Genomic DNA, 26,446 nt, shown 5'->3' with positions numbered 1-26,446 from the left:
TCATGGCACAAGAAAAACTCAAGACGCGTCCCATGACCATGATCCAGGCCTTGCGCTCGGCCATGGACATCATGCTCGAGCGCGACGACAACGTGGTCGTGTTCGGCGAAGACGTGGGCTATTTTGGCGGCGTGTTCCGCTGCACCGAAGGCCTGCAGGCCAAGTACGGCCATAACCGGGTGTTCGACGCGCCGATCTCCGAAAGCGGCATCGTGGCGGCGGCCATCGGCATGGGGGCCTACGGCCTGCGGCCCGTGGTCGAAATCCAGTTTGCCGATTATTTCTATCCTGCCGCCGACCAGATTTTCTCCGAAGCCGCCCGGGTGCGCTATCGCTCGGCGGGCGGCTATTCGGCGCCACTCACCATCCGCATGCCCTGCGGCGGCGGCATCTTCGGCGGGCAGACCCACAGCCAAAGCCCCGAGGCCCTGTTCACGCACGTCTCGGGCCTGCGCACGGTGATGCCGTCCAACCCCTACGACGCCAAGGGCCTGCTCATCAGTTCCATCGAGAACGACGACCCTGTCATCTTTCTCGAACCCAAGCGCCTGTACAACGGGCCTTTCGACGGCCATCACGACCAGCCCGTCGTGCCTTGGTCCAAGCACCCGCTGGGCAATGTGCCCGAGGGCTACTACACCGTGCCGCTCGACAAGGCCTCGCTGTACCGCGAGGGGCGCGAGCTCACGGTGCTGACCTACGGCACCATGGTCTACGTGGCTGAAGTGGCGGCCCAAGAGGCCGGCATCGAGGCCGACATCATCGATTTGCGCAGCCTCTGGCCGCTTGATCTCGACACCATCCTGGCGTCGGTGCGCAAGACGGGCCGCTGTGTGGTGCTGCACGAAGCCACCCGCACCGGGGGCTTCGGGGCCGAGCTGTGTTCGCTGGTGCAAGAACACTGCTTCTATTACCTTGAGGCGCCCATCGAACGCGTCACGGGTTGGGATACGCCCTATCCGCACTCTCACGAGTGGGCCTATTTTCCAGGCCCGAAGCGGGTGGCAGAGGCATTCAAGCGGGCGTTCCGGGAGGCATAATGGGTATTCACATCATCAAGATGCCGGACATCGGTGAAGGCATCGCAGAAGTCGAACTGGTCGAATGGCACGTACAGCCGGGCGACGCCGTGGTCGAAGACCAGGTGCTGGCCGACGTCATGACCGACAAGGCTACCGTGCAAGTGCCATCGCCGGTGCATGGCCGTGTGCTGGCGCTGGGCGGCAAAGTGGGCGAGGTCATGGCCGTGGGTTCCGAGCTCATCCGCCTCGAAGTCGAGGGCGAAGGCAACGAGCACACATTCAAGACACGCGCTGAACCAGCGGCGCGCGGGGCGCAGGCCGCCGCGCAGGCTGCGGCCGCCACATCCGTTCCCGCCCCGGCAGTGCATGCTTCCGCGCCAGCGCGCGCGGTGGCTACGCCCGACGCAGCGGCGCCCGAACATGCGCCGCACGCCCCGGCTCCGGCCCCCATGGCCATGGCCGCACGCCCCGCGCCGGGGCCACATTCCGCGTCGCATACGCCGGCGCGCCTCGAAGGGCAGCGTCCCCTGGCTTCACCCGCCGTGCGCCGCCGGGCCTGGGATCTCGGCATCACCTTGCAGTACGTGCCGGGCACGGGGCCCGCGGGCCGTATCACCCATGGCGACCTCGACGCCTGGCTGGCGCGCGACCGCAATGCGACGTCCAATCGCACCACGGCGGCGCTGTACCGCTCGCACGACGAAGAAACCGAGGTTCCGGTCATCGGTTTGCGCCGCAAGATCGCGCAGAAGATGCAAGAATCCAAGCGGCGCATCCCGCACTTCACCTACGTCGAAGAAACCGACGTCACTGAACTCGAAGCCCTGCGCGCCAGCCTCAATGCGCGCTACAGCACCGAGCGCGGCAAGCTCACCTTGCTGCCTTTCCTGGCGCGCGCCATGGTGCTGGCGTTGCGCGAATTTCCGCAGATCAATGCGCGCTACGACGACGATGCGGGCGTGGTCACGCAGTATGGCGCGGTGCACCTGGGCGTGGCGGCGCAAACCCCGTCGGGCCTGATGGTGCCGGTGCTGCACCACGCCGAAACGCTCGACCTCTGGTCGTGCGCCGCCGAGATCGCGCGGCTGGCCGTGGCCACCCGCGAGGGCAAGGCGGCCCGCGACGAGCTCACGGGTTCCACCATTACCATCACCAGCCTGGGGCCGCTGGGTGGCATCGTTTCCACCCCCGTCATCAACTGGCCCGAAGTGGCTATCGTCGGGGTCAACCGGGTGGTCGAACGCCCGGTCTACCGCGAAGGGCGGATCGTGGCGCGCAAGCTCATGAACCTGTCCTCGTCCTTTGATCATCGTGTGGTCGACGGCATGCACGCCGCCGAGTTCATCCAGTGCATTCGCCGTTATCTGGAATGCCCGGCGCTTCTGTTCGTGGAGTAAGCATGTCCAATCCCATCAATACCACTTTGTTGATCGTGGGCGGTGGCCCCGGCGGGTACGTGGCGGCCATCCGGGCCGGGCAGTTGGGCATACCCACTGTCCTGGTCGAAGGGGCGTCGCTGGGCGGCACCTGCCTGAACATCGGCTGCATTCCGTCCAAGGCGCTGATCCACGTGGCCGAACAATTCCACGCGGTGCAAGGCTACGCGGGCGAGAGCGCGCTGGGCATCCGGGTGCAGGCCCCCGAGCTCGACCTCGCACGCAGCGTCGCCTGGAAGGACGCCATTGTCAAAAAACTCACCGGCGGCATCGGTGCCCTGCTGAAAAAGCACAAAATCACCGTCGTGCACGGCTGGGCGCACATCATCGACGGCAAGACCGTGGATGTCGATCCGCTCGTCAAGGGCAAAGAGGGCGCGCCCCAGCGCATCCGCTGCGAACACCTGCTGTTGGCCACGGGTTCAGAACCCGCCGCCTTGCCCTTCATGCCCTTTGGCGGCCCGGTGATTTCATCCACCGAGGCCCTCTCGCCGCGCGAGCTGCCCAAGTCGCTGGCCATCGTCGGGGCCGGCTACATCGGCCTCGAACTGGGCACGGTCTACCGCAAGCTGGGCGTCAAGGTCGATGTCGTCGAGGCGCAAGATCGTATCCTGCCCGCCTACGACGCCGAACTCACCAAGCCGGTGCTGGCTTCGCTCAAGTCGTTGGGCATGAGCCTGCATCTGCAGACCCAGGTGCTGGGGCTGGCCGACGACGGCAAGGGGCTGCGCATCCAGCCGCCCAAGGGCGACGAGCGGGTGCTGGCCGCGCAGCAGGTGCTCGTGGCCGTCGGGCGCCGCCCGCGCAGCCGCGGCTTTGGCCTCAGCTCGCTCATGCTCGACATGGACGGCCTGGCGGTGCGCGTGGACGACCGCTGCCGCACGTCCATGAATGGCGTCTGGGCCATTGGCGACCTCACCGGCGAGCCCATGCTGGCGCACCGCGCCATGGCGCAGGGCGAGTGCGTGGCCGAGCAGATTGCCGGACAGACGCGGCGCTTCGTGCCCGCGGCGATTCCGGCGGTGTGCTTCACCGACCCCGAAGTGGTGACGGCGGGCCTGTCGCCGCAGCAGGCCGCGGCGGCGGGCATCGACGCCCTGGATGGCACCTTCCCGCTGGCGGCCAATGGCCGCGCCATGACGCTCGAATCCACCGACGGCTTCGTGCGTGTGGTGGCGCGCCGCGACAACCACCTCATCATCGGCTGGCAGGCCGTGGGGCGCGGCGTGTCCGAATTTGCCGCCGCGTTTGGGCAGTCCCTGGAAATGGGTGCACGCCTCGAAGACGTGGGGCATACCATCCACGCCCACCCCACGCAGGGCGAGGCCATTCAAGAGGCCGCGCTGCGGGCCCTGGGGCAGGCCATCCACACCTGATGCGCCAGGCGCGGCGGGGGCCTGTTTTTCGGGCGCCCGCCGTCTTGCCCTGGTGCCGACAGCCGACGATGTGCATCGGCGGCTCGTGAGCGGTGGCGGGGGCGCGGCGTTTTCGTCCGGCGCCCATCCGATCCCCCTGTCGGATTCCACCCGCTTGAGTCCGCTTGTTTACAATGATCTGGTGATTTCCGGCATTTTCAGGGGTTTCTCATGTCTTCCGTCGCCAGTGTCAGTCGTTCCGGGTACACCTCGTCGGCCAGTGCCAGCCCGCGGGCTGATTTTGTCACCTGCGCCAGCCCGGCGGGGCTGCACCGCATGGCGTATCTGGAATGGGGCGATCCATGCAACGACCGCGTGCTGTTGTGCGTGCATGGTCTGACGCGCACCGGGCGCGACTTCGATCCGCTGGCGCAGGCCCTGCAGGGCGATTACCGGGTGGTCTGTCCCGACGTCGTGGGCCGCGGGCGCTCCGACTGGCTGGCAAACCCGGCCTCCTACGTCATTCCGCAATACGTGGCCGACATGGTCACGCTCATCGCCCGCCTGAAGCCCACGCGGCTCGACTGGGTGGGCACCTCCATGGGTGGCCTGATCGGGCTGGCGCTGGCCGGGGCGGCCACGGCCTCGCCCGCCCTGCGGCCCGGGCGCGGCAGCCACGGGCTGGGCGCCGCCGCGGACATCCCGCTGGGGCGCATGGTGTTCAACGACGTCGGCCCGGCGCTCGACCTGAACGGCCTGTCGCGCATCGCGGGCTACGTGGGCCAGGACATCCGCTTCGAGACCTTCCAGCAAGCCGTGGATTATGTGCACTCCGTCTCGCAGGGCTTCGGGCCGCACGATACGGCGGGCTGGGAGGCGCTGACCCGGTACGTGTTTCTCGAACAGGGCGGCCAGTGGGTCAAGCACTACGATCTGCGCATGGCGCAGCCCTTTGCCCTGCAGACGCCCGAAGCCACTCAGGCCGCCGAGGCCCTGCTCTGGCGGGCCTGGGATCATCTGCCCGTACCCGCCCTCGTGGTGCGCGGCGCGCAGTCCGATATCCTCTCGGCTGAAACGGCCCAGCAGATGGTGGCGCGCAACGCCCAGGCCCGCTGCGCCGAGCTGCTGGGGGTCGGGCATGCGCCCACCTTGCGCTCGGACGAGCAAATCCGGCTGGTGCGGGATTTTCTGCTGGACGCCTGATGTTGAACATCGATCTGCACAGCCACTCCTGCCAGTCCGATGGCGTGCTGCCGCCCGCCGCCGTGGCGGCGCGGGCGCAGGGCAACGGCGTGGACGTGTGGGCGCTGACCGACCACGACGAAACCAGCGGCCTGGACGAGGCTGCCACGGCAGCCCGTGTCCTGGGCATGCGTTTTGTGCCTGGCGTCGAGATTTCTGTCACCTTTTGTGACAAGACCATCCACATCGTGGGGCTGGGCATCGACGCGGCGCAACCCACGCTGTGCGCCGGTCTGGCGGCCGCGCGCCGCAGCCGCTTCGAGCGCGCCCATGAGATCGCCCGGCGTCTGGCGGCCTGCGGCATCGACGGTGCGTTCGAGGGCGCTTTGCGCCACGTGGACAATCCCGATCTCATCGGCCGGGTGCACTTTGCCCGCTTCCTGCTCGAGCAAGGGCATTGCAAGAACCTGCAACATGCCTTCGACCGCTATCTCAAGGACGGGCGGCCCGCCTTCGTGCCGGTTCAGTGGGTCGGCCTGGCGCAGGCCCTGGGCTGGATTCATGCGGCGGGGGGCAAGGCCGTCATCGCGCACCCGGGGCGCTACAAGTACACGCCCGCGCAGCGCAATGCCCTGTTTGACGCTTTCAAGGATCTGGGCGGGCAGGGCATCGAGGTGGTGACGGGCAGCCACACGCCGACTCAGTACCAGCAGTACGCCCGCCTGGCCGCCTTCTATGGTTTCGAGGCATCGCGCGGTTCGGATTTTCACGCGCCGGGGGTGGGGCGGGCCGACCTGGGCAATATGCCCGCGCTGCCCGAAGGGCTCACACCCATCTGGCATGATCTGTTCTAGCCTGCCCGTGGGCAGGTTTGCGCGCTGCGCCGCTATTCCCAGACTCATGGAGTCAAGCAATGAACAAAGCCTTTGTAAAAGAATCCGATGCAGACGAGGACGACGAACTGCCGCAAGCGCGCGCACTGCCCGCCGGCACCAAAAACTACATGACGACTGGCGGCTACCGCGCGCTCAACGACGAACTGATGAATCTCATGAACGTCGAGCGGCCTGGCGTCGTGTCGGTCGTCTCCTGGGCGGCCTCCAACGGCGACCGCTCGGAAAACGGCGATTACATCTATGGCAAGAAGCGCCTGCGCGAGATCGACCGGCGCATCCGCTTTCTCACCAAGCGGCTTGAATCCGCCGAGGTGGTGGATCCCGCCCTGCAGCCCAACCGCGATCAGGTGTTCTTTGGCGCCACCGTGCACTACAGCAACCGCCAGGGCGAGGAGTTCACCGTGACCATCGTCGGGGTCGATGAAGCCGAGCCGCTGGCCGGGCGCATCAGCTGGATATCGCCCGTGGCGCGCGCCCTGATCAAGGCGCGCGAGGGCGACGTGGTGACGTTGCGCACGCCCGCCGGCATCGAAGAACTGGATATCCTGGAAGTCCGCTATCCTGATGCCTGAGCTCAGGGTGCCTCGCGGGCATCCCGCCTTGCGGGCGGGTCTCTGGGCTTGAGCCGGGGCGATGCCGGTAAAATACCGGCTTCCTCATTCTGTTTGTTCTTGGGCTATCTGTCGTGACCACCGTATCGATCCTTCCCGGTTCTGCCGCTTTGTCCGATTTCCGCAGAGAGCGCCTGCTGCGCACGCTGCTCGACCGGGATTTGCCGGTTGCCACGATTGCGGCGCAATCCTGCTATTTTGTCGAAACCCGCGAGGCCTTGTCCGCCGCCGAGCAACAGCGCCTGCAGGCCCTGCTGGACGACGGCGGTGACCACACGCCGCCCGCCGCCGAGCGCCATGCCATCCAGCTGCTGGTGGTTCCGCGTCTGGGCACGATCTCCCCGTGGTCGAGCAAGGCCACCGACATCGCGCGCCACTGCGGGCTGGATACGGTGCAGCGGATCGAGCGCGGCGTGCGCTACGTGCTGACGCCCGAACGCCGTTTGCTGGGCACGCAGAAATTCGACGCGGCGCAGCTGGCGGTGCTGGCCGACTGCCTGCACGACCGGATGACCGAAACCGTGGTGCCCGCCGACTTCGACGGCCAGGCCCTGTTTGCCCCCGTCACGGGGCAGCCGGTGCAACTGGTGCCCGTGCTGGCCCAGGGGCGCGCGGCGCTCGAATCCTGCAACGCCGATCTTGGCCTGGCACTGTCGGCGGACGAAATCGACTATCTGCTGCGGGCCTACCGCGACCTCGAGCGCGACCCCACCGATGTCGAGCTCATGATGTTCGCCCAGGCCAACAGCGAGCACTGCCGCCACAAGATTTTCAACGCGCACTGGGCGGTCGATGGTCAGGCGCAGTCGCTCACCTTGTTCGACCTCATCCGTGAAACCCACGCTGCCCAGCCCGAGGGCACGGTGGTGGCTTATTCGGACAACGCCGCCATCATGGCAGGTGGCCCGGCTTCAATCTTTCACGCGGGCGATGGCGCCGATACCGTCTACCGGCGTCACGACGTCACCGCGCACATCCTGATGAAGGTGGAAACCCACAATCACCCCACCGCGATCGCGCCATTTCCCGGCGCGGCCACCGGGGCGGGCGGGGAAATCCGCGATGAAGGCGCCACGGGGCGCGGTTCCAAGCCCAAGGCCGGGCTCACGGGTTTCACGGTGTCCAACCTGCGGGTCGATGGCGCCGTCGAACCCTGGGAAGGCGCACCGCAGGCGCCTGGGCGCATTGCTTCGCCGCTGGCCATCATGACGGAAGGCCCCATCGGGGGCGCGGCCTTCAACAACGAGTTTGGTCGGCCCAACCTGCTGGGGTATTTCCGCAGCTTCGAACAAGAGGCCGCGGGCGTGCACTGGGGCTACCACAAGCCCATCATGCTCGCGGGCGGCCTGGGGCTGATCGATGCCCGGCTCACGCACAAAGACCCACTGCCTCCGGGCGCCCTGCTGGTGCAGCTGGGCGGGCCGGGCATGCGCATCGGCATGGGTGGCGGTGCGGCCTCCAGCATGGGGGCGGGCACCAACCAGGCCGAACTCGACTTTGATTCTGTCCAGCGCGGCAACCCCGAGATGCAGCGCCGCGCGCAAGAGGTCATCGACCGCTGCTGGCAGCAGGGCGAGGCCAACCCTGTGCTTGCCATCCACGATGTCGGCGCGGGCGGCCTGTCCAACGCCTTCCCCGAACTCGTCAACGACGCCGGGCGCGGCGCCGAGTTCGAGCTGCAGCGCGTGCCTCTCGAAGAATCCGGCCTGTCGCCTGCCGAAATCTGGAGCAACGAGTCGCAAGAGCGCTACGTGCTGGCCATTTTGCCGGGCGACCTCGAACGCTTTGCCCGCATCGCCGAGCGCGAGCGCTGCCCGTATGCCGTGGTGGGCGTGGCCACCGAAGAACGCCGCCTGCGCGTCACGCTGGGCGAAGGCTTGCCAGGTATCGACCGTCCCGAGGGCGAACTTCCCGCCCAGGGGGTGCGCCCCGTGGACGTGCCGGTGGACGTCATCCTCGGCAAGCCGCCACGCATGCAGCGCGACGCCCGGCGCACGCCGTTGCATGGCGAGCCGCTCACGCTCGTGGACGTCGATCTGGGCGATGCCGTCGAACGCGTCTTGCGCCATCCCACGGTCGCCAATAAGTCGTTTCTCATTACCATCGGCGACCGCACCGTGGGCGGCCTGACGGCACGTGACCAGATGGTCGGGCCCTGGCAGGTGCCGGTGGCCGACTGTGCCGTGACCCTGCGCGATTACGAAGGCGTGGCGGGCGAGGCCATGGCGCTGGGCGAGCGCAGTCCGGTCGCCATTCTCAATCCCGCGGCCTCCGGCCGCCTGGCCGTCACCGAGGCGCTCACCAATCTGGCAATGGCCGACGTTGCACGCCTGGAAGACATCAAGTTGTCGGCCAACTGGATGGCTGCCTGCGGGGCGGCGGGGCAGGATGCCGCCCTGTATGACACCGTGGCTGCGGTCAGCGACTGGTGCCAGACCCTGGGCCTGGCCATTCCCGTGGGCAAGGATTCTTTGTCCATGCGCACCGCCTGGCAAGACGACGCAGGCAAGCACGAAGTGGTGTCGCCCGTCTCGCTGGTGGTGACCGCCTTTGCCCCGGTGGCCGACGTGCGGGCCACCCTCACACCGCAGCTGCGTACCGATGCGGGCGATTCCGTGCTGCTGCTCATCGATCTGGGCGAGGGGCGCCAGCGCATGGGCGGTTCGGTGCTGGGCCAGGTGTATGGCGGCATCGGAGCCGAGACGCCTGACATGCAGGACGCCAGCATGCTGCGCACGGCCTTTCTGGCGCTGCGCAAGCTGGTGGCGCGTGGCTGGGTGCTGGCCTGCCACGACCGCTCGGACGGCGGCCTGCTGGCCGCGGCGGCCGAGATGGCTTTTGCCGGGCACGTGGGGGTGTCGCTCAACCTCGACATGCTGACCATCGACCCGCACACCGCCGATGCCGGCGATTACAAGATCCGCAACGACCAGGTGGCTGTGCTGCACCACGAGCACAACCTGACCGCACTCTTCAACGAAGAGGCCGGCTGGCTGGTGCAGGTGCCGCGCGCGCAGCGCGACGAAATCCTGCAGTTTCTGCGGCAAGAAGGCCTGGCGCCCATCGTTCACGTCGTGGGCATGCTCAACCCCCGGCAAGAGCTGCAGGTGTTCCGCGACGGCGCCATCCTCTACCATCGGCCCTTGTCCGAACTGGGTCAGATCTGGAGCGAAACCACGCGGCGCATCATGCAGCGGCGCGATCACCCCGAGTGCGCCCAGGCCGAATACGACACCTGGCTCGATATCGACAACCCAGGGCTTACCCCGCGCGTGGGCTTCGATCCCCAGGAAGACGTGGCGGCGCCCTTCATCGCCACGGGCGCCCGCCCGCGGGTGGCCGTGCTGCGCGAGCAGGGCTGCAACAGCCAGGTGGAAATGGCCTGGGCCTTTGACGTGGCCGGTTTCCAGGCCGTGGACGTGCACATGACCGATCTGCTTGAAGGCCGTATCCGTCTCGATCACATGCAAGGCCTGGTGGCCGTGGGCGGCTTCAGCTATGGCGACGTGCTGGGTGCGGGCGAAGGCTGGGCACGCACCATCCGCTTCAATGCGGCGCTGGCCGATCAGTTTGCTACCTACTTCGCGCGGCCCGACGTCTTTGCGCTGGGCGTGTGCAATGGCTGCCAGATGCTGGCTGCGCTCACCGACCTCATTCCGGGGGCACAGGACTGGCCGCGCTTCACACGCAATGTGTCGGAAAAATTCGAGGCCCGCTTGTCACTGGTCGAGGTACTTGATTCGCCCTCCATCTTCTTTGCCGGCATGGCGGGTGCGCAGATCCCGATCGCGGTCTCGCATGGCGAGGGCTTTGCCAACTTCAGCCGCCAGGGGCAGGCTGATCGCGTCATTGCCGCGGCGGCCTTTGTCGATAACCGGGGCGTGCGCACCGACGCCTACCCAGCCAACCCCAACGGCAGCCCGGCGGGCCTGACGGCGGTTACCACCGCCGATGGCCGCTTCACCGCCATGATGCCGCACCCCGAGCGGGTGACGCGCAACGTGACGATGTCCTGGCGGCCCGAACGCTGGGGGGCGGCCGACCAGGGGGGTGAAGGCACGGCGCACGGCGGCTATACCCCCTGGATGCGCATGTTCCGCAACGCCCGGGCGTGGCTGGGCTAGGCGTTTTCCAGACGATACGTCGGCGGCATGGCGCCGTCGGCCGCGCGGCGGATGCGTCCCGGATTTCCGGGCCATCCGCCGCCTGCATTTAACAGGGAGGCATCACGACGGTATAATCCATCTTTGTGCGGAGTTCTTCCATGCGTCTCATCAAGAAAGCCCTGACCTTTGACGACGTTCTTCTGGTTCCGGCCTTTTCCCAGGTTCTGCCGCGCGACACGCGCCTGAACACCCAACTCACCCGTGGCATCCAGCTCAACATCCCGCTAGTTTCCGCCGCCATGGATACCGTCACCGAATCGCGCCTGGCCATCGCCATGGCCCAAGAAGGCGGTATCGGTATCGTCCACAAAAACCTCACCGCCGACGAACAGGCGCGCGAGGTCGCCCGCGTCAAGCGCCACGAATTCGGCATCGTCATCGATCCGGTCACCGTCACCCCCACCATGAAAGTGCGCGACGCCATCGAGCTGCAGCGCCAGCATGGCATCTCGGGTCTGCCGGTGGTCGAGGGCGGCAAACTGGTGGGCATCGTCACCAACCGCGACCTGCGCTTTGAAGACCGGCTCGACGTTTCCTTGCGCGAGGTGATGACGCCGCAAGACCGCCTGGTCACGCTGCGCGAAGGCGCCACCCTCGAAGAAGCCCAGTCGCTCATGCACAAGCACCGCCTCGAGCGCGTGCTCATCGTCAACGACAAATTCCAGCTGCGCGGCCTGGCCACCGTCAAAGACATCGTCAAGAACACCGAACACCCCCTGGCCAGCAAGGATGCGCAAGGCCAGCTGCGCGTGGGCGCTGCCGTGGGCGTGGGCGAAGGCACCGACGAACGCGTCGAAAAACTCGCTGCCGCCGGGGTGGACGTCATCGTCGTCGATACGGCGCACGGCCATTCGGCGGGCGTCATCGAACGCGTGCGCTGGGTCAAGAAGCACTATCCCAACATCCAGGTCATCGGCGGCAACATCGCCACGGCCGCCGCCGCGCGCGCGCTGGTCGAAGCCGGTGCCGATGCCGTCAAGGTGGGCATCGGCCCGGGCTCCATTTGCACCACGCGCATCGTGGCCGGTGTCGGCGTGCCGCAGATCACCGCCATCGCCGACGTGGCCCAGGCGCTCGACGGCACGGGTGTGCCGCTCATCGCCGACGGCGGCATCCGCTACTCGGGCGACGTGGCCAAGGCCTTGGCTGCCGGGGCATCCACCTGCATGATGGGGGGCATGTTCGCGGGCACCGAAGAAGCCCCCGGCGAAGTCGTGCTTTTCCAGGGCCGCTCGTACAAGTCGTACCGTGGCATGGGCAGCCTGGGCGCCATGGCCGACGGCTCGGCCGACCGCTACTTCCAGGACCCCAGCAACAACGTTGACAAGCTCGTGCCCGAAGGCATCGAGGCGCGCGTGCCCTACAAGGGCAGCGTCATCGCCATCATCTACCAGCTGGTGGGTGGCGTGCGGGCGTCCATGGGCTACTGCGGCTGCGGCACCATCGCCGACCTCCATGCCCAGGCCGAGTTCGTCGAAATCACCGCCGCGGGTGTGCGCGAATCGCACGTGCACGACGTGCAGATCACCAAAGAGGCGCCCAACTACCGGGCCGATTGATGTCCGGGTTGATCCCTGATTGATCCTTGCCGGATCTTCTTGATCAAGCGGCCAACACCCCCTGCGCGGTGTTGGCCGCTTTACCTTTCAGGGTCTGGCTTGATCCGGGATAGTCAGCAGCAACTGCGTCAAGGCATCGGGGGCGGAAATCATCGCATCGTGCCCGGCGACCAGGTCGATCCATTGCCATTTTTGCGCGTACTGCGCGTGAGCCCACTGCTGGCAGTCGGCCACGCCGGCAAAGGCGGGGCTGGTACAGCGGATGTAGCTGACCGGCAGGCCGTTGCCCAGCGGGTGTCGCAGCGTGAACGTCGAGCGGTACGTGCCGATGGGCTGCGGCGTCAGCTGCGCCTGCACGAAGGCGATGTCCGCCGGGTCGTTCAGGCCAAAGCCGTCCGCGGGCAGGGGCGGGATGCCGCCCGTGTCCGCCGCCTTGTGTTCGAGCTTGGCCACCAGCGCGGGGGGCAGGGTGTCCAGCGTGGATTGCCCGTTGCGCAGCAGAAAGGCGTCCAGCAACACCAGCTGCCGGATGCGTGTGCGCAGGCGATCGGCCACCCCTGAAATCACCAGACCGCCAAAGCTGTGGCCCACCAGGATGACGTCTTGCAGGTCTTGCTGCTGCAGCGCGTCGGCAATGCTCTGGATGAAGTCATCCAGCGTGATGGCCGCCGACAGCTCGCGCTGGCGTTCGGCCAGGCCGGGTAGCGTGGGGGCGCGAACCGTGTGCCCCGCCTGGCGCAGGCGCTCGGCCACCCGCGTCCAGCACCAGCCCCCGTGCCAGGCGCCGTGCACGAGGACGTAGGTGTTCGATTGTCTGGGTGTCATGGCAGTCTCCTGTGAGGGTGGGCCTGGTACGCGCAGCCTTGTTCAGGCCGCGTCGGGTTGCCGCGTAGACAGCCGCAAGATGGGCAGGGCGCCCGCCACCAGGCCCAGCGTGCCCATGACCAGAGCAAATTCCAGTGGTGCGCCAAACCATTGGTGCGTCAGGCTGAAGAAGATCGGCCCGATCAGCTGCCCCAGGGCGAACGAGGCCGTCATGGCGGCCATCTGGCGCTTGGCCCCGGCGGCACCGACGGCGGCCTGCGCTTCTTGCAGGCCCACCATGGTGATGACCATAAAGGTGCTGCCCACGCACAGCGCGGCGATGAGGATGGCGGGCAGCGCGTGCCAGACGGCGGGCATCAGGACGCCCACCGCCATGACGATCTGTGCTCCGGCCCAGATCTGGGGCCGCGCGAAGCGGCGGGCCAGGCGGCTGGCGACCAGCGTCGAACAGGCCCCGGCGATGCCGAAGACCGGCCACGCGAGGCTGAACAGCCAAGGGTCGGGAACCAGCAGGCGCGCCTGGGCGGGCAGAAATGTGGCCGGCAGGATGTAGCCGAACCCGTACACCCCGTAGCAGAGGATAAGCCCCCAGTGCAGTGGCGGCGCCTGCGTGACGGCATTTGGCGCGCCTTCCTTGGTGTCTTCCTTGGCTGTGGCGGCCTGCTGCGCCGCGGCGGGCTGCGGCGCTGCTGCGGGCTGCGGCGGCGCTTCGGTGATCGGCGTGCGCCACAGCATGGATGCCCCGACCAGACCCAGCAGCGCCGCGGCGGCCAGCCACAGCCAGGCGTGCGAGGCGCTGGTGTTGGACAGTGTGAGGATCATACAGGCCAGGCCGGCAAAGGTGATGCCGCAGCCCACGCCCGCGAAGACCACGCCGCTGCGTTCGGCCTGCCCGCTGGCGTTGAGCCGCGCGATGCACAAAGACGCCGTGCCGATCAGTGCCCAGGCGCTGGCAATGCCCGCCAGCAGGCGCCAGATCAGCCACCCCGCCCAGTGAGTATCCACCCCCATGGCCGCCGTGGTGAGCACGACCAGCCACAGGCCCCAGCGCAGCAGCGAGGCGGGCGAGGTGTTCAGGTGCGTGACCAGCAAGGCGCCCAGCAGATAGCCGAGGTAGTTGGCGCTGGCGAGCCAGCCGCCCTGCGCCAGGGTAGTGCCGAGGTCGGCCTGCATCATGGGCAGCACGGGGGTGAAGGCGAAGCGGCCGATGCCCATGGCGACAGCCAGGGCCAGCAGGCCCGCAAAAGGCATGGAAACGAAGTGGGAACGTACGGTCATGGGCGGACGGTTTTGATGGCTGGTCGGGTCGTGCCTGGCCGTGGGCGGTTGCGCCCGGCGCGGACGTACTTACTGTAACGGTTGTACCGGGTCTTTGTCAGCAGCCGCGCGTCGGCAACTGTGTGGCCCCGATAGGGGGTGGCCTCGCGATTGTGCGTGGAAGCGCAACCGCGCATGGGTTACATTAACGCCTTGAACAGCCTCCCAGAGCATCACCATGCATCAGCGCATCCTCATCCTGGACTACGGTTCACAGGTCACCCAGCTCATTGCCCGCCGCGTGCGCGACGTCGGCGTGTATTGTGAAATCCACGCCGGCGACGTCAGCGACGCCTTCATCCGCGAGCAGCAGGGCAGCGGCCTGAAAGGCATCATCCTGTCGGGCAGCCATGCGTCGGCCTACGGCGACGACTCCCTCAAGGTGCCCGCCGCAGTCTTCCAGGCCGGGGTGCCCGTGCTGGGCATCTGCTATGGCATGCAGTCCATGGCGCAGCAGCTGGGTGGCAAGGTCGAATTTTCCGACCACCGCGAATTTGGCTACGCCGAGGTGCGCGCCCATGGCCATACGCGCCTGCTGGCCGGTATCGAAGACTTTGAAACCCCCGAAGGCCACGGCATGCTGAAGGTGTGGATGAGTCACGGCGACCGCGTCACAGCGCTGCCGCCGGGCTTCAAACGTATGGCCTCCACCCCTTCGTGCGACATCGCCGGCATGGCCGACGAAGCCCGCGGCTTCTACGCTGTTCAGTTTCACCCCGAAGTCACGCACACGGTACAGGGCCAGGCCATTCTGCAGCGCTTCGTCACTGAAATCTGCGGCTGCACGCGCGACTGGAATATGCCCGACTACGTCACCGAAGCCGTGGCCCGCATCCGCGAGCAGGTGGGTTCCGATGAGGTCATCCTGGGGCTGTCGGGGGGGGTCGATTCATCCGTCGCGGCGGCGCTCATCCACAAAGCCATCGGCGATCAGCTCACCTGCGTCTTCGTCGATCACGGCCTGCTGCGCCTGAACGAGGCCAAGCAGGTGATGGACACCATGTCCCGCAACCTGGGCATTCGCGTCATCCATGTGGATGCCAGCGAGCAGTTCATGGGCAAGCTGGCCGGGGTCGCCGACCCCGAAGCCAAACGCAAGATCATCGGCCGCGAGTTCATCGAGGTCTTCCAGACCGAATCGGCCAAGCTGAAGTCGGCCAAATGGCTCGCCCAGGGCACGATCTACCCCGACGTCATCGAATCCGCCGCCTCGAAAACCGGCAAGGCTGTGGCAATCAAGTCGCACCATAACGTGGGTGGCCTGCCCGACACTCTGAACCTGAAGCTGCTCGAACCCCTGCGCGAACTCTTCAAGGACGAAGTGCGTCACCTGGGCATTGCCCTGGGTCTGCCGCCCGAGATGGTGTACCGCCATCCCTTCCCCGGCCCCGGCCTGGGGGTGCGCATCCTGGGCGAGGTCAAGCAAGAATACGCCGACCTGTTGCGCCGCGCGGATGATATTTTCATCACCGAACTGCGCAACACGATCGACGAAGCCACGGGCAAGTCGTGGTACGACCTGACTTCGCAGGCATTCACGGTGTTCCTGCCGGTGAAGTCCGTGGGTGTCATGGGCGATGGCCGCACGTATGACTACGTCGTCGCCCTGCGGGCGGTGCAGACCACCGACTTCATGACCGCCGACTGGGCCGAGCTGCCGTATGCGCTGCTGAAAAAGGTGTCGTCACGCATAATCAATGAAGTGCGCGGTATCAATCGCGTGACGTACGACGTGTCGAGCAAGCCGCCTGCCACGATTGAGTGGGAGTGAATTTAGGTCCCTCGAGGCCTATCGCCAGCTATCGAAAAACTGACGTAACGTGTTGATTTAGAAGAAGATGCGTCACGGCAGCTATCGGTGGCTATCGCCGGCCAGCAAAATAAGTTGGCGATAGTGCTGACGGTAAAAATCGAGGCTGAATTAAGACCCGCTCGTTGACTATTCAGACTTTTACCGTCTTTGACGGTAAAAGCCACCTCTGGAATGCTGGTGTCATGCGGCTTTCCGAGCATCAACATGTTTCCTGGTCCCTGACGGTAAAACCTGACGGTAAAGCCGTCACAAGCCGGAGGAAACCACGATGCTCACCGACGCTGCACTGCGTAACCTGAAGCCTAAGTCCAAGATTTATAAGGCTTCTGATCGGAATGGAATGTACGTGACGGTATCGCCCAGCGGTACCGTCACCTTCCGCTATGACTACCGCCTCCACGGTCGCCGCGAGACGCTGACCCTCGGACGCTACGGCCCCGGCGGCATCTCGCTGGCGATGGCGCGTGAACTGCTCCTGGAAGCGCGCAAGACCGTGCTCCAGGGCGTGTCGCCTGCGCTCGAAAAGCAGCGTGCCAAACGCCGGGTGACCGCCATCGAGACCTTCGGCACGGCGTTGGACACATGGCTGACCAATGCCCGATTGGCCGACAGCACCCGCGCCATGCGCAAGCACATCATCGACCGGGACATCCTGCCGGTCTTCCGCAACCGCCTGCTGATCGAAATCCAACCCGAGGACCTGCGGGCCTTGTGCAACAAGGTCAAGGAACGCGGTGCGCCGGCCACGGCGGTGCAGATTCGTGACATCGTGAAGCAGGTCTACGTCTACGCCATCGCCCACGGCGAAAAGGTGGACAACCCCGCCGACAGCGTGCGGGCGTCGTCGATCGCGACCTTCGTCCCAAAAGATCGCGCCCTGTCGCCGCTGGAAATCCGGCTGATGGTGCAGCAGTTGGAGTCGGTGGCGACCTATCCGACCATCAAGCTGGCGCTGCGCTTGATCCTGCTGACGCTGGTGCGCAAGAGCGAATTGATTCAAGCCACCTGGGATGAGGTCAATTTCGAGCGCAAGACCTGGACGATTCCGAAGCAGCGGATGAAGGGGCGCAACCCACACGTGGCCTACCTGTCGACTCAAGCGCTCGACATTTTCGTCACGCTGCACGCCTGCGCGGCGGGCTCAAGCTTCGTTTTCCCTTCTCGCTACGATCCACTGAAGTGCATGTCCAATGCGACTTTGAATCGCATCACGATGCTCGTGGCGGAAGGCGCCAAGGCCAAAGGTCTGCCGTTGCAGCCGTTCACCGTCCACGACCTCCGCCGTACTGGCTCGACGCTGTTGAACGAAATCGGCTTCAACCGCGACTGGATCGAAAAGTGCTTGGCGCACGAGGAGGGGCGTTCCTCCCGCTCGGTCTACAACAAGGCCGAGTACGCCAAGCAGCGGCGCCACATGCTGCAAGAGTGGGCCAACCTGGTCGATGCCTGGGGTGCCGGACAGACCTACATACCGAAGCTGATGCCGAGGAACGTGGTCGTGCCGGCGTTGAGCGCGATCGCGTAGGGGGCCGCACCATGGTTCGCTTCGAATTGGTCTTTGCTGGGCTGCGTCAGGTTTACTTTTTTGGTGAAAAGGTCACTGTGAGTGATCGAAAACCAGGAAATCTGAACTTCTCGCTGGTTGGACTGGGCGGGACGCGGCCTGATCCTGTCTTGGGTTGGTTGTCACTTGACAACTTCGTGACCCATCCTCATACTGGAGGCTACTGATGGCTCGCCCCTCACACCCGAAGAAAGTGGTCGAGGAAGCTCTCAGGCACGCCGAAGGGCAGGGCTGGCGCGTCGAAGTCGGCGGCAGCCATGCCTGGGGGCGGATTTACTGCCCGTACAACGATGAGGAATGCCGCTGCGGCGAGTTCTGCATTACCAGTGTGTGGAGCACGCCGAAGAACCCCGGAAACCACGCTCGTGCCTTGCGGCGCGTCGTGGACAACTGCACCACGCACCGCAGGCAGCACGAGGCTTACGATGGTGCCAAGGAGTAGCGCGATGGAATACACCTTCACCTTGAAGTACCAACTCGCCGCTGACGACCGCGACTCGGATGCGCTGGTCGAGCGCCTGGGTGAAGCCGGCTGCGACGATGCCTTGGTCGGTATCGGGCAACCAGGACGGTTGGCGCTGGAGTTCACCCGCGACGCGGCCAACGCGGAGGCTGCCGTGCGCAGTGCGCTGGCGGATGTGCGTCGTGCCGTGCCGTCGGCCACGCTGATTGAAGTGGCGCCGGATCTGGTTGGGCTGACCGACGTGGCGGACATCGTGGGCATGTCGCGGCAGAACATGCGCAAGCTGATGCTGGCCCATTCGGGCAGTTTTCCGGCCCCGGTGCACGAAGGCAGCACTTCGATCTGGCACTTGGTGGATGTGCTGGCCTGGTTGCAGGCCAAGGGCAGTTATTCGCTGGCCGAGGATGTGCTGGACGTAGCACGTGTAGCCTTGCAGGTCAATCTTGCGAAGGAGGGGCGACGCTTGCCGCGTTCGGCGTCCAAGGCACTGGAAGTCTTGGTTGGGTGACGCAGATACGACCGCATGGATTATGTGAATCAAGCCGATCATGAGTGATGACGATACCAGCACAACGCCAATAGAAATCGACAAAGTTCGAGCGTCAAAGGCAGGCCATGCTTTTCATGAAGCTTGGGCCGCACGCACCGCTCTTGAACTCCTTCCTCCATCCACCGACCTTACAGCGATCACGCTTGAGGGTTTCGACGAGCAAGACGAGCAGAGTTTGGGGACTGGCGCGGTAGAGATTGCCGATCTTGTCCGGTACTACGGCGCAACCGATGTTGCACGGGCGGATCGAGTCGAGGTCGTCCAGTTCAAGTATTCGATCGCAAGCGCTGACACGGCAGTTCGCGCTGCTGACCTAGCATCGACTCTTGGCAAGTTTGCCACGACCGATGCCGAGCTGCGGGCGACCCATGGTGATGATCATGTTCTCGCCGTGGTCCGCTATGAGTTTGCAACGAACAGGCCCATCCACGAGAACTTGGCGAAGGCAATCTCAGCGGTCGTCGCGGGTACACAAGAAACTGGTGATATTGCCCGCCAAGCAGGGCGGATTGCACAAACCCTGAAAGACTACCCCCATCCCATTGCTGACCTGCTGCGGCGATTGGAGTTGGCTGGCAGCAAGGGAAGCTTGACCGAGGCGGAGCGTGCGATTTCCACAACGCTCGCCGCATGGGGCGAACCAGGGGATCCGGATGCGGAGAAACGCCTGCTCAAGCTGAGGAATCTCATCAGGATCAAGGCCGGCCCCGGTAGCGAGACGGACAAACGAGTTGATCGGGTAGCGGTTCTGGCTGAGTTGGGCGTGGGACACGAGGATCGCCTGTATCCCACGCCTGACTCGTTTCCCGAGGTTGATGTCGTCATTCAGCGCGACGTTCTTGGTGACATTGCAACTCTCGCCCGCGAACCTGGTCTTCCTCTTGTTGTTCATGCCGCTGGCGGGATGGGCAAGACGGTATTGATGCAAGGCCTCGCTGACCGATTGCGAGCTGATGGCCCCGTGGTGCTCTTTGATGGCTTTGGCGCCGGCCGTTGGCGGGATCCTGCCGACGGCCGGCACCGCCCAGAAAGGACGCTTGTCCATCTTGCCAATCTCATGGCCGGGCAGGGGCTGTGCGACATTCTGTTGCCTGTGGCGGATGTCACGAGCTTGCTGAGGGCGTTCCGCCGACGGCTCGCCCAGGCGGTGGAAACAGCTCGGCGAACTCGCAGCGATGCATGTGTTTCACTGGTGCTCGACGCGATCGACCACGCCGGGCTTGCCGCGCTGGATACCGCGACATCATCGTTCGCACACCTTCTCATGCGCAGCATCAGCGTTGATCCGATTGACGGCGCTCGCCTTGTCGCATCGTGCCGGCCTGAACGGCTCGCGCTGGCAACTGGGGGTGCCTCGCACCGGTCTTTCGCAGTTCCGCTGTTCACTGACGCGGAAGTGCGTTCCCTCGTTGAGCGACGCGTACCGGACGCTTCGGCTGACGAGATCGCCGCTTTGCTGACACGATCCGGTCGCAATCCCCGCTGTCTCGACAACCTGATAGCGACTGGACGGCCGTTTGACCCCGTGTCTTTTCCTGACGCCCCGGGAGAGCAGCAAGATCTGCTTGACGTGCTGCTTCGCAAGCGTCTTGCCGAAGCGCGCGAAGCCGCACGCGCTCGCGGTGCAAGCGATGCAGACATTGATCTCCTGCTCACAGGCATTGCCTTGTTGGTGCCTCCAGTTCCCATTGAAGAGCTGGCTGTAGCACACGGCTTGATCACGGAGCAGGTTGAGAGTTTCGCGGCTGACCTAGCCCCTTTGCTTGAGAGGACGCCACACGGGTTGATGTTCCGAGACGAACCGACCGAGACCCTGATCCGATCGAGCTACGGCGCGAGCCAAGCGGGCCGAGATCGCATTCTCGCCGCTCTCCAAGAACGCCAGCTCACTTCAAACTATGCAGCCCGGGCACTACCCGCGTTGCTCACCTCGCTACGCGATGCCGATCGGCTCATCCAACTGGCCTACGACCTGCGCGTTCCTCCGGGCGCTTCACAGGTAAGCATACGCGACATCCGTCTGTCGCGAATCACTGCCGCGATAGCATTGGCGGGGCAGTTGAACCGGCGCGACGATCTTCTGCGCCTGCTGCTGGAAGCGTCGCTCGTTGCCGCGGGCCATGAGCGATCCGACCGCTTCCTTTACGAGCATCCTGATCTCGCCGCCGTGACAGGCGACCCCGAAGCTTTGCGACGGCTTTCCGCGACCCACGTTGGCTGGCCTGGGGGGAAGCACGCCGCTCTTGCGCTTGCAAACGTCTTCGCTGGTGACCGAGACGAGGCCCGTCGCCACGCTCGGCGATCCATCGATTGGCACAATTGGGCCGCGCATACCAGACGCAGCACACGTTTTAACGAATCGAGCATCTCCAGGCAGTGGGACGATGTGGGCTTCGCCTATGTAGAGATGCTGGCAGGCAATGACGTGCGCGTCGCAGAGTTCTTTGCCCGTCGAGACGACGGTGTGGCCTTCGCCAAATTTCAGGACTTGTTCGATCTCCTGGATCGACACCAGCATTCGACGCATCCGCCCAAGACGCGCATCGCAACGCGGCTGTTGCGTTGCCGACTGCCGTCTCGCGCACTCTACGCCGCCGCGCTTCCATTCGTCGGCCGAGATCCATCCCACGCCGGAAGACTTGTCGCGGCACTTGCTGCGGCAGCTTCTGCGGATGGCAAAAGCGGAGACTTGGCGATGGGCAGCGTACTGGCATCGGCGCTGGCAATAGAGCTCGGCATGGAAAAGGAGGCAGCAAGCATCCTCGCTGGAGCTGCACTTACGTCGCCTGGCATTTATGACTATTCAAGTCAGTATCCGGCTGACCGCACGGTCCAAGTGACCGTGCTGGCCGCTGGTGTTCGAGCCGCCTTGAGCCGGAAGCGCGCCGCTTTGATCGACCTAGTGCCGACGGAATTCATCGAACTGGTGCCTACAAGCGCTCGGTCGCGGGGCGCGGCGACCTTCAGCCGGGTACTTGACCAGAAGCTGGCCGCTCCGACGTTCGATGGCACTCGGCGCCGACGGAAGCGGCGTGGCGGACTCGATGAGGAGAAGCGATCGGACTATTCGCGCACGCTTAGCGGCCGGATACAACCGATGCTGAACTATGCGCAGGATGTCGCCGACATCATTCGCCCGCCCCATGGAGAGATGCGGGATGAGATGGTGGCCGCGGCGTTTGATCGGCTTGTCCGTGATGTTGAGAAGTCATCCGACTATCCGTATCGGGACGGGAAGGCGTATCTCGCACGGAACGGTTTCCGAGTCATTTTCGATCTTGCCGACGCGTTAGGTGCGCTCAATGCCACCCTTGCGAAGCGCATGGTCGAGTGGGCAGCGAGTGCGCCAGGCCTATTCACGCCGGAGCTGACCAATGTGGTTGCTCGACTGTCATGCGTTCCCCAATGCCATGATGCTGCACTCCTCCTTGCCGGCCATGTTGAACGCAGGATCCAGCTCGATACCGATGTCGGATCCAGAATCTCAGCCTACGGTAGTCTCGCTCGCGCAGTCTGGCGAGTAAGCACTGACGAGGCCGCGGCCTATTTTCGCCGTGCGCTCGATCTTGCCGAGGCTATCGGCTCGGATGACTTCGATCGTACCAACCACTTGCTGGAGTTGACCGGCCGCTATTCGGGTCCCGAACTACCGCCGGCGGCGGCGCATACCTTGGCACGTATCCTTGAGCTGAATCAGAACGAGGATGGCAAATTCCCTTGGACTGAATACGCGAAAACGATGGTGCCGGTCGCTGGGCGGGCGACGTTGGCTACGCTGGCACGGCTGGACGATCGCGACGCTGTTCGGCTCGGACTGTCACTCGGCCCCGCATTAACTGTCCTCGTTCGTGACTCGAAGCTTTCTGTCGAAGCCGCCGTCGCTCTGTTTGGCTTGGCTGCACCGGTCGAAACCTGGACGTGGCGTGTCTCGGACTTCGCGTCAGAGATCATTAGCCGCCTGCCTAAAGAACGACGGGAATGGTTCTTTGATCTCCTGCTGATCGAGATCGATCGCGAGGATCAACTGTCCCCAGCACGGGAGACGATCGAACGGCTACAAAACCTCGCTGAGCGCAGCCTTCCTGCCGCTTCCCGAGCTCGAGCACGCATCGAAGGCCTGCTTGCTCGCCTAGGCCCCAAGTCCAAATCACAAGCGGTCATACCCCCGCCGACCGCGGCGGAGCTACCGCCCGCCTTCCCGGTGGACCTCACGACTCCGGACGGCATTGACCGTCAGATCCTCAACGAGAAGATTGACGAGTCGGGGCGGCGCTGGCCGGTCCGGACACTGGTCGATCTGGCCAAGCGAGCAAGCTCTCCCGCCGAGCGCCTCAGATTCGTTCGCGCGGTCGTTGAAGCAACGGCGGCCACGCTTGCTGACAAGATCCGCGCGTTGGATGATTATTTGGATGAGTGGGGTAGGTCGTCGGCGGCGATGCGTGATGCTCTGCCTGACCTGGGTCTACGCTTGGCGACCAAGCACGCCACCGAACTCACCAGCTCAGGCACCGATGCGTGGGGCGCCTGGTGGGGGTTAGAGCAACATTTTCATGCCGACCGCGCCATTCTTGTCGAGCATGTCGTTGCAGCGCTACGGAATACCGCGGACAGCCTGGGTGGTAATGCCTGGCTCGCGCTTGCCGCGAAACTGGCCTCTGATGTCAGTGACAGCGCCATAGCGGAGGGCCTCGAACGGTTTCTGGCGAATACAGATGAAAAGCTGCCGCCCGAAGTTGGGGACGGACCGTGGGATGCGCGTTTTGCGGTTCCGTCCGACGAGGCCGTGTTCGTGGCAGGGCTGGTGTGGGCGAGGCTTGGCCATCCCGTCGCAGCCATGCGCTGGCGCGCGGCCCATGCGGTGCGGCGATTAGTGGTGGCCGGACGACTCGATGTCATTGAACGACTGATCGATCGCTTTGAATCTACTTCGAGTTTGCCTTTCGGTGATGCGAAGCTGCCTTTCTACGTAATGCATGCGCAGCTCTGGATGTTGATCGCACTCGCTCGCGTAGCGAAAGACGCTGCCCACTCATTTGTCCCTCATCGCGCGTTCTTCGAGCGAATCGCCTTTTCCGCTGAGTTTCCGCATGTTGTCATGCGTACGTTCGCGATAGACGTACTTCGCGAGCTTGCGCCTGCACTAGCACCCGAAGAGCGCGAAGCTCTGATCGCCAAGCTTGGCCTCGCAAACCAGTCGTCCTTCCCATCGGCTCCTCGGGCCGACTATCGCGAGTTCCGGTATGCACCCAGACCAGACGCTTCGCCGCAATTAGAGGATGGCTTCCACCTCGACTACGACTTCAACAAATACCAGGTCGAGCGCTTGTGCCATGTCTTCGCTTGTCCAGGCTGGGAGGTGGAAGACCGCATCAGCGCGTGGGTGCGGCGTTGGGACACAACCGTCCGAGGAATGTACGATTGCCCACGTGGCGGAAGCGATGACGCATCTTGGTCATCGGGATATGTTCCGGACCGAGATCGGTATGGGGGGTATCTCGGATGGCATGCACTCATGCTTGTCGCTGGCGAGTTGCTGGCGACACGGGTGGTTGTCGGCGAGGACTGGGGTGGTGATGCTTGGGCCGCGTTCCTGAAGGAATACACGCTGTCAAGAAGCGACGGTCTTTGGCTTGCCGATCTCACAGATCCGTTTCCGCTCGACCTTACCAAGGAGGCGGGCATGCCCATGCCGGAGAGCGGTGAGAAAGGCACCATCCGCGAAGACAGCAATCTGCTGGCACCGTTGCTTGGCTTGCTGGACGGCAAAGTAGCGGCGGATTGGCTCCCGGTCGTGGGACGTTGGTCGATTGGGCGAGACACAACAGTCATGCTTCAAAGCGTACTAGCGAATGCGAGCGATGCACGAGCGGTGGTCATGACTGTGCTTTCGGCTGAAGCATTCTTTAGATGGCTGCCTGACGATGAAGACGAGATTTCCCGTCACTTCGGCAGCGACGGGCACACGATTCAGCCGTGGGTTGCAAAGACATCGAACACCGAGCGCCAGCTCGATCGGCATGATCCTTATGGCGCGGTAACCGCACTCGACAGGCCTTTCCCATCGGATTGGTCGCGAGATCTGTTGGGGACTGTCTCGGATGATGAGGCGACCCGTCGCTGGTCAATCGACAGGAGAAGAGCGTATCGCGCCGAAGCCTGGGGTGCTGATGGCGGACGCGGTGAGTACGCCTGGAGTGAGACTGGATACCGCTTGCTCGTCAATCGTGACGTGTTGCTTTCCCTGCTCAAGATATCCGAGCGTAGCCTTGTCGTCTTACTTACGCTCCAGAAATATCATAGGGGAAAGTCGAGTGGCCGTGCCGGGGACACCAGCGGATTTACCCATCGCTCGCTGGTGGTCGTCATCGATAAGCGCGGCCAGAGTTGGTCGCCGCGAGGCCTCTCTCGACAAGCCAAGGAGGCTCTTGCTACGCTCGACCCCAATCGGCGGCACGATTTCTATCCGCGGTTCCGCGCGATCGCCGGCCTACCCGATGAATGGCTATCTCGGCGCAACGATCCACCGATTAGCGAGGAGCAGTATCGAATAGTCATCGAACGCCTGTCGTCCGAATAAGGGTATCTGTCCGGCGAACGCATCTTGAAGGGGCATAGCGAACAGTCGATAGTCCCCACTTCACTTTTAGTGGGGACTATCCATGGAGTCAGACACTTCAACACCTCGTCCGGCGCGACGTCGGCACAGCGCGGCATTCAAGGCGCAGATTCTGCAAGCCTGCGGTGAGCCAGGCGCTTCGGTCTCGGGCATTGCTATCGCCCACGGCCTGAACCCGAACATGGTGCAGCGCTGGCGTCGTGAGGCCCGAGGCGGTGAGTTAGCGCTGCCGAACGCGCCCGTATTCGTTCCCGTTGTTGCCGCTTCCCAGGCTGCGGTGTCACCGCGCCCGAACACACAAGCTGCGACCGTGATCGAAGTCCACCTGCAGCGCGGTGCCCTGCAAGCGCAGGTCAGCTGGCCGGTGCGGGATGCCCACGACTGCGCGGCCTGGCTGCGCGAGCTGTTCCGATGATTCGGGTAGACCGGATCTGGCTCGCCGCCGAGCCCGTGGACATCCGAGCATCGGGCGAGGACGCACCAACGCTCGATGCTTGCGCATCGTTCGTCGTCATCTGCTTTTCCTCGTACAACGGTTAATCATCTTCTCTCGCCATGAATGACCTTGCGGAAGTCTGCCCGCTTTCGCGTCGGGCGATGTCGCAGCCCGTATCCCGGCTATTACAGCCGGGCTTTCGCTTTCTCCGCATTCCTTTACCCACCACGCCAATAGCGTCCCTTGCGGTTCGCCTGCCGTTGCCGGCAGCGTGATGGGCTTACCCTGTTCCGCATGAATTTCTGGATGGTGCGGACCCGTCCTGTGCGCCGGCGGCATTCCTGTCCATGATGGTCCAGAGAACGAAGACCATGCCTTGCCGCGTACCTTTTTGGTTCGAGCCTGTCGGCACGTTTGGCTCGATAGACGCTTACGACGCGTTGGCGGACGTTCACATGTGTTGGTCGTACCCATCCGTCCCTGGCGCCTCTCCGCCTTCGTGCTGGCAGATTCCGCCTTGCCTCGCGGCTCGGCGTACCGGATAAACCGACGGCTACGTTGTCCTCGGCTGCGCCTGTCGGCCGCACTCACCCCGCGCTTGCCTCCTTGACGGCCCCCGTCCGCGCGCTCCTGAC

General features: G+C 64.7%; 17 protein-coding genes. 15 read left to right on the top strand and 2 right to left on the bottom strand.

What is annotated here, in order from left to right:
• The first annotated feature begins 2 nt into the window (after positions 1-2).
• The 8 genes from CCA01S_RS00365 (at position 3) to guaB (ending at position 12,227) form a co-directional block, all read left to right on the top strand.
• Positions 3-1,040, top strand: coding sequence for an alpha-ketoacid dehydrogenase subunit beta (locus CCA01S_RS00365; RefSeq protein WP_066452644.1), 1,038 nt, complete (start codon positions 3-5; stop codon positions 1,038-1,040).
• Positions 1,040-2,419: a dihydrolipoamide acetyltransferase family protein gene (locus CCA01S_RS00360; RefSeq protein ID WP_066452641.1), complete on the top strand. Its 1,380-nt coding sequence runs from the start codon at positions 1,040-1,042 to the stop codon at positions 2,417-2,419. Before CCA01S_RS00365 ends, CCA01S_RS00360 begins: the two co-directional genes overlap by 1 nt.
• A gap of 2 nt (positions 2,420-2,421) precedes the next feature.
• The gene (lpdA, locus tag CCA01S_RS00355) at positions 2,422-3,834 is read left to right on the top strand and encodes a dihydrolipoyl dehydrogenase (RefSeq protein WP_066452639.1); all 1,413 of its coding nucleotides are present in this window, start codon (positions 2,422-2,424) and stop codon (positions 3,832-3,834) included.
• A gap of 210 nt (positions 3,835-4,044) precedes the next feature.
• Positions 4,045-5,016: an alpha/beta fold hydrolase gene (locus CCA01S_RS00350; RefSeq protein ID WP_232304922.1), complete on the top strand. Its 972-nt coding sequence runs from the start codon at positions 4,045-4,047 to the stop codon at positions 5,014-5,016.
• Positions 5,016-5,849: a PHP domain-containing protein gene (locus tag CCA01S_RS00345; protein WP_066452637.1), complete on the top strand. Its 834-nt coding sequence runs from the start codon at positions 5,016-5,018 to the stop codon at positions 5,847-5,849. The genes CCA01S_RS00350 and CCA01S_RS00345 overlap by 1 nt, the downstream gene beginning before the upstream one ends.
• A gap of 59 nt (positions 5,850-5,908) precedes the next feature.
• Positions 5,909-6,463: a transcription elongation factor GreB gene (gene greB / locus CCA01S_RS00340; protein WP_066452635.1), complete on the top strand. Its 555-nt coding sequence runs from the start codon at positions 5,909-5,911 to the stop codon at positions 6,461-6,463.
• Positions 6,464-6,576: 113 nt separating this feature from the next.
• The gene (gene purL, locus CCA01S_RS00335) at positions 6,577-10,626 is read left to right on the top strand and encodes a phosphoribosylformylglycinamidine synthase (protein WP_066452633.1); all 4,050 of its coding nucleotides are present in this window, start codon (positions 6,577-6,579) and stop codon (positions 10,624-10,626) included.
• A gap of 140 nt (positions 10,627-10,766) precedes the next feature.
• Positions 10,767-12,227 (top strand): IMP dehydrogenase, encoded by a 1,461-nt coding sequence (gene guaB, locus CCA01S_RS00330; RefSeq protein WP_066452632.1) that lies wholly within the window; start codon positions 10,767-10,769, stop codon positions 12,225-12,227.
• Between the two features lie 87 nt (positions 12,228-12,314).
• On the opposite strand, the gene CCA01S_RS00325 is transcribed toward guaB, so the two are convergent.
• On the bottom strand, positions 12,315-13,052 hold the full coding sequence (locus CCA01S_RS00325) for an alpha/beta fold hydrolase (protein WP_066452630.1): 738 nt from the start codon (positions 13,050-13,052) through the stop codon (positions 12,315-12,317).
• A gap of 42 nt (positions 13,053-13,094) precedes the next feature.
• On the bottom strand, positions 13,095-14,330 hold the full coding sequence (locus CCA01S_RS00320; protein WP_066452628.1) for a YbfB/YjiJ family MFS transporter: 1,236 nt from the start codon (positions 14,328-14,330) through the stop codon (positions 13,095-13,097).
• Positions 14,331-14,547: 217 nt separating this feature from the next.
• Here CCA01S_RS00320 and guaA point away from each other — a divergent pair, with 217 nt between their 5' ends.
• The 7 genes from guaA to tnpA all read left to right on the top strand — a co-directional run bounded on the left by guaA (position 14,548) and on the right by tnpA (position 25,790).
• The gene (gene guaA / locus CCA01S_RS00315; RefSeq protein ID WP_066452626.1) at positions 14,548-16,140 is read left to right on the top strand and encodes a glutamine-hydrolyzing GMP synthase; all 1,593 of its coding nucleotides are present in this window, start codon (positions 14,548-14,550) and stop codon (positions 16,138-16,140) included.
• A gap of 310 nt (positions 16,141-16,450) precedes the next feature.
• On the top strand, positions 16,451-17,707 hold the full coding sequence (locus tag CCA01S_RS00310) for a tyrosine-type recombinase/integrase (protein ID WP_066452625.1): 1,257 nt from the start codon (positions 16,451-16,453) through the stop codon (positions 17,705-17,707).
• A gap of 11 nt (positions 17,708-17,718) precedes the next feature.
• Positions 17,719-17,913, top strand: coding sequence for a hypothetical protein (locus CCA01S_RS15515; RefSeq protein ID WP_146030652.1), 195 nt, complete (start codon positions 17,719-17,721; stop codon positions 17,911-17,913).
• The gene (locus tag CCA01S_RS00305) at positions 17,913-18,188 is read left to right on the top strand and encodes a hypothetical protein (RefSeq protein ID WP_066452623.1); all 276 of its coding nucleotides are present in this window, start codon (positions 17,913-17,915) and stop codon (positions 18,186-18,188) included. The genes CCA01S_RS15515 and CCA01S_RS00305 overlap by 1 nt, the downstream gene beginning before the upstream one ends.
• A 4-nt stretch (positions 18,189-18,192) precedes the next feature.
• A complete protein-coding gene (locus tag CCA01S_RS00300; RefSeq protein WP_066452621.1) occupies positions 18,193-18,717 on the top strand; it encodes a helix-turn-helix transcriptional regulator in 525 nt (174 codons plus the stop codon).
• A 40-nt stretch (positions 18,718-18,757) separates the two neighbouring features.
• Positions 18,758-25,336 (top strand): P-loop NTPase family protein, encoded by a 6,579-nt coding sequence (locus CCA01S_RS00295; protein ID WP_066452619.1) that lies wholly within the window; start codon positions 18,758-18,760, stop codon positions 25,334-25,336.
• 82 nt (positions 25,337-25,418) lie between these two features.
• Positions 25,419-25,790 carry an IS66-like element accessory protein TnpA gene (tnpA, locus tag CCA01S_RS15105; protein WP_084386255.1) on the top strand — a complete coding sequence of 124 codons (372 nt, stop codon included), beginning with the start codon at positions 25,419-25,421 and terminating at the stop codon, positions 25,788-25,790.
• Positions 25,791-26,446: the final 656 nt, after the last annotated feature.

Source organism: Castellaniella caeni NBRC 101664, from assembly GCF_001592225.1.
Lineage (GTDB): Bacteria > Pseudomonadota > Gammaproteobacteria > Burkholderiales > Burkholderiaceae_B > Castellaniella > Castellaniella caeni.
Note: the sequence above shows the minus strand (reverse complement) of the source record. Positions and strands in the feature narration are given on the sequence as shown.

Excerpts from the sequence above, each read along its gene's own strand:
- lpdA (WP_066452639.1), top strand. The coding sequence starts at position 2,422 with ATGTCCAATCCCATCAATACCACTTTGTTGATCGTGGGCGGTGGCCCC.
- CCA01S_RS00305 (WP_066452623.1), top strand. The coding sequence starts at position 17,913 with ATGGCTCGCCCCTCACACCCGAAGAAAGTGGTCGAGGAAGCTCTCAGG.
- CCA01S_RS00365 (WP_066452644.1), top strand. The coding sequence starts at position 3 with ATGGCACAAGAAAAACTCAAGACGCGTCCCATGACCATGATCCAGGCC.
- guaB (WP_066452632.1), top strand. The coding sequence starts at position 10,767 with ATGCGTCTCATCAAGAAAGCCCTGACCTTTGACGACGTTCTTCTGGTT.
- CCA01S_RS00300 (WP_066452621.1), top strand. The coding sequence starts at position 18,193 with ATGGAATACACCTTCACCTTGAAGTACCAACTCGCCGCTGACGACCGC.
- CCA01S_RS00345 (WP_066452637.1), top strand. The coding sequence starts at position 5,016 with ATGTTGAACATCGATCTGCACAGCCACTCCTGCCAGTCCGATGGCGTG.
- CCA01S_RS00320 (WP_066452628.1), bottom strand. The coding sequence starts at position 14,330 with ATGACCGTACGTTCCCACTTCGTTTCCATGCCTTTTGCGGGCCTGCTG.
- CCA01S_RS00325 (WP_066452630.1), bottom strand. The coding sequence starts at position 13,052 with ATGACACCCAGACAATCGAACACCTACGTCCTCGTGCACGGCGCCTGG.
- CCA01S_RS00310 (WP_066452625.1), top strand. The coding sequence starts at position 16,451 with ATGCTCACCGACGCTGCACTGCGTAACCTGAAGCCTAAGTCCAAGATT.
- greB (WP_066452635.1), top strand. The coding sequence starts at position 5,909 with ATGAACAAAGCCTTTGTAAAAGAATCCGATGCAGACGAGGACGACGAA.
- CCA01S_RS00360 (WP_066452641.1), top strand. The coding sequence starts at position 1,040 with ATGGGTATTCACATCATCAAGATGCCGGACATCGGTGAAGGCATCGCA.
- tnpA (WP_084386255.1), top strand. The coding sequence starts at position 25,419 with ATGGAGTCAGACACTTCAACACCTCGTCCGGCGCGACGTCGGCACAGC.
- CCA01S_RS00350 (WP_232304922.1), top strand. The coding sequence starts at position 4,045 with ATGTCTTCCGTCGCCAGTGTCAGTCGTTCCGGGTACACCTCGTCGGCC.
- CCA01S_RS15515 (WP_146030652.1), top strand. The coding sequence starts at position 17,719 with ATGGTTCGCTTCGAATTGGTCTTTGCTGGGCTGCGTCAGGTTTACTTT.
- guaA (WP_066452626.1), top strand. The coding sequence starts at position 14,548 with ATGCATCAGCGCATCCTCATCCTGGACTACGGTTCACAGGTCACCCAG.
- CCA01S_RS00295 (WP_066452619.1), top strand. The coding sequence starts at position 18,758 with ATGAGTGATGACGATACCAGCACAACGCCAATAGAAATCGACAAAGTT.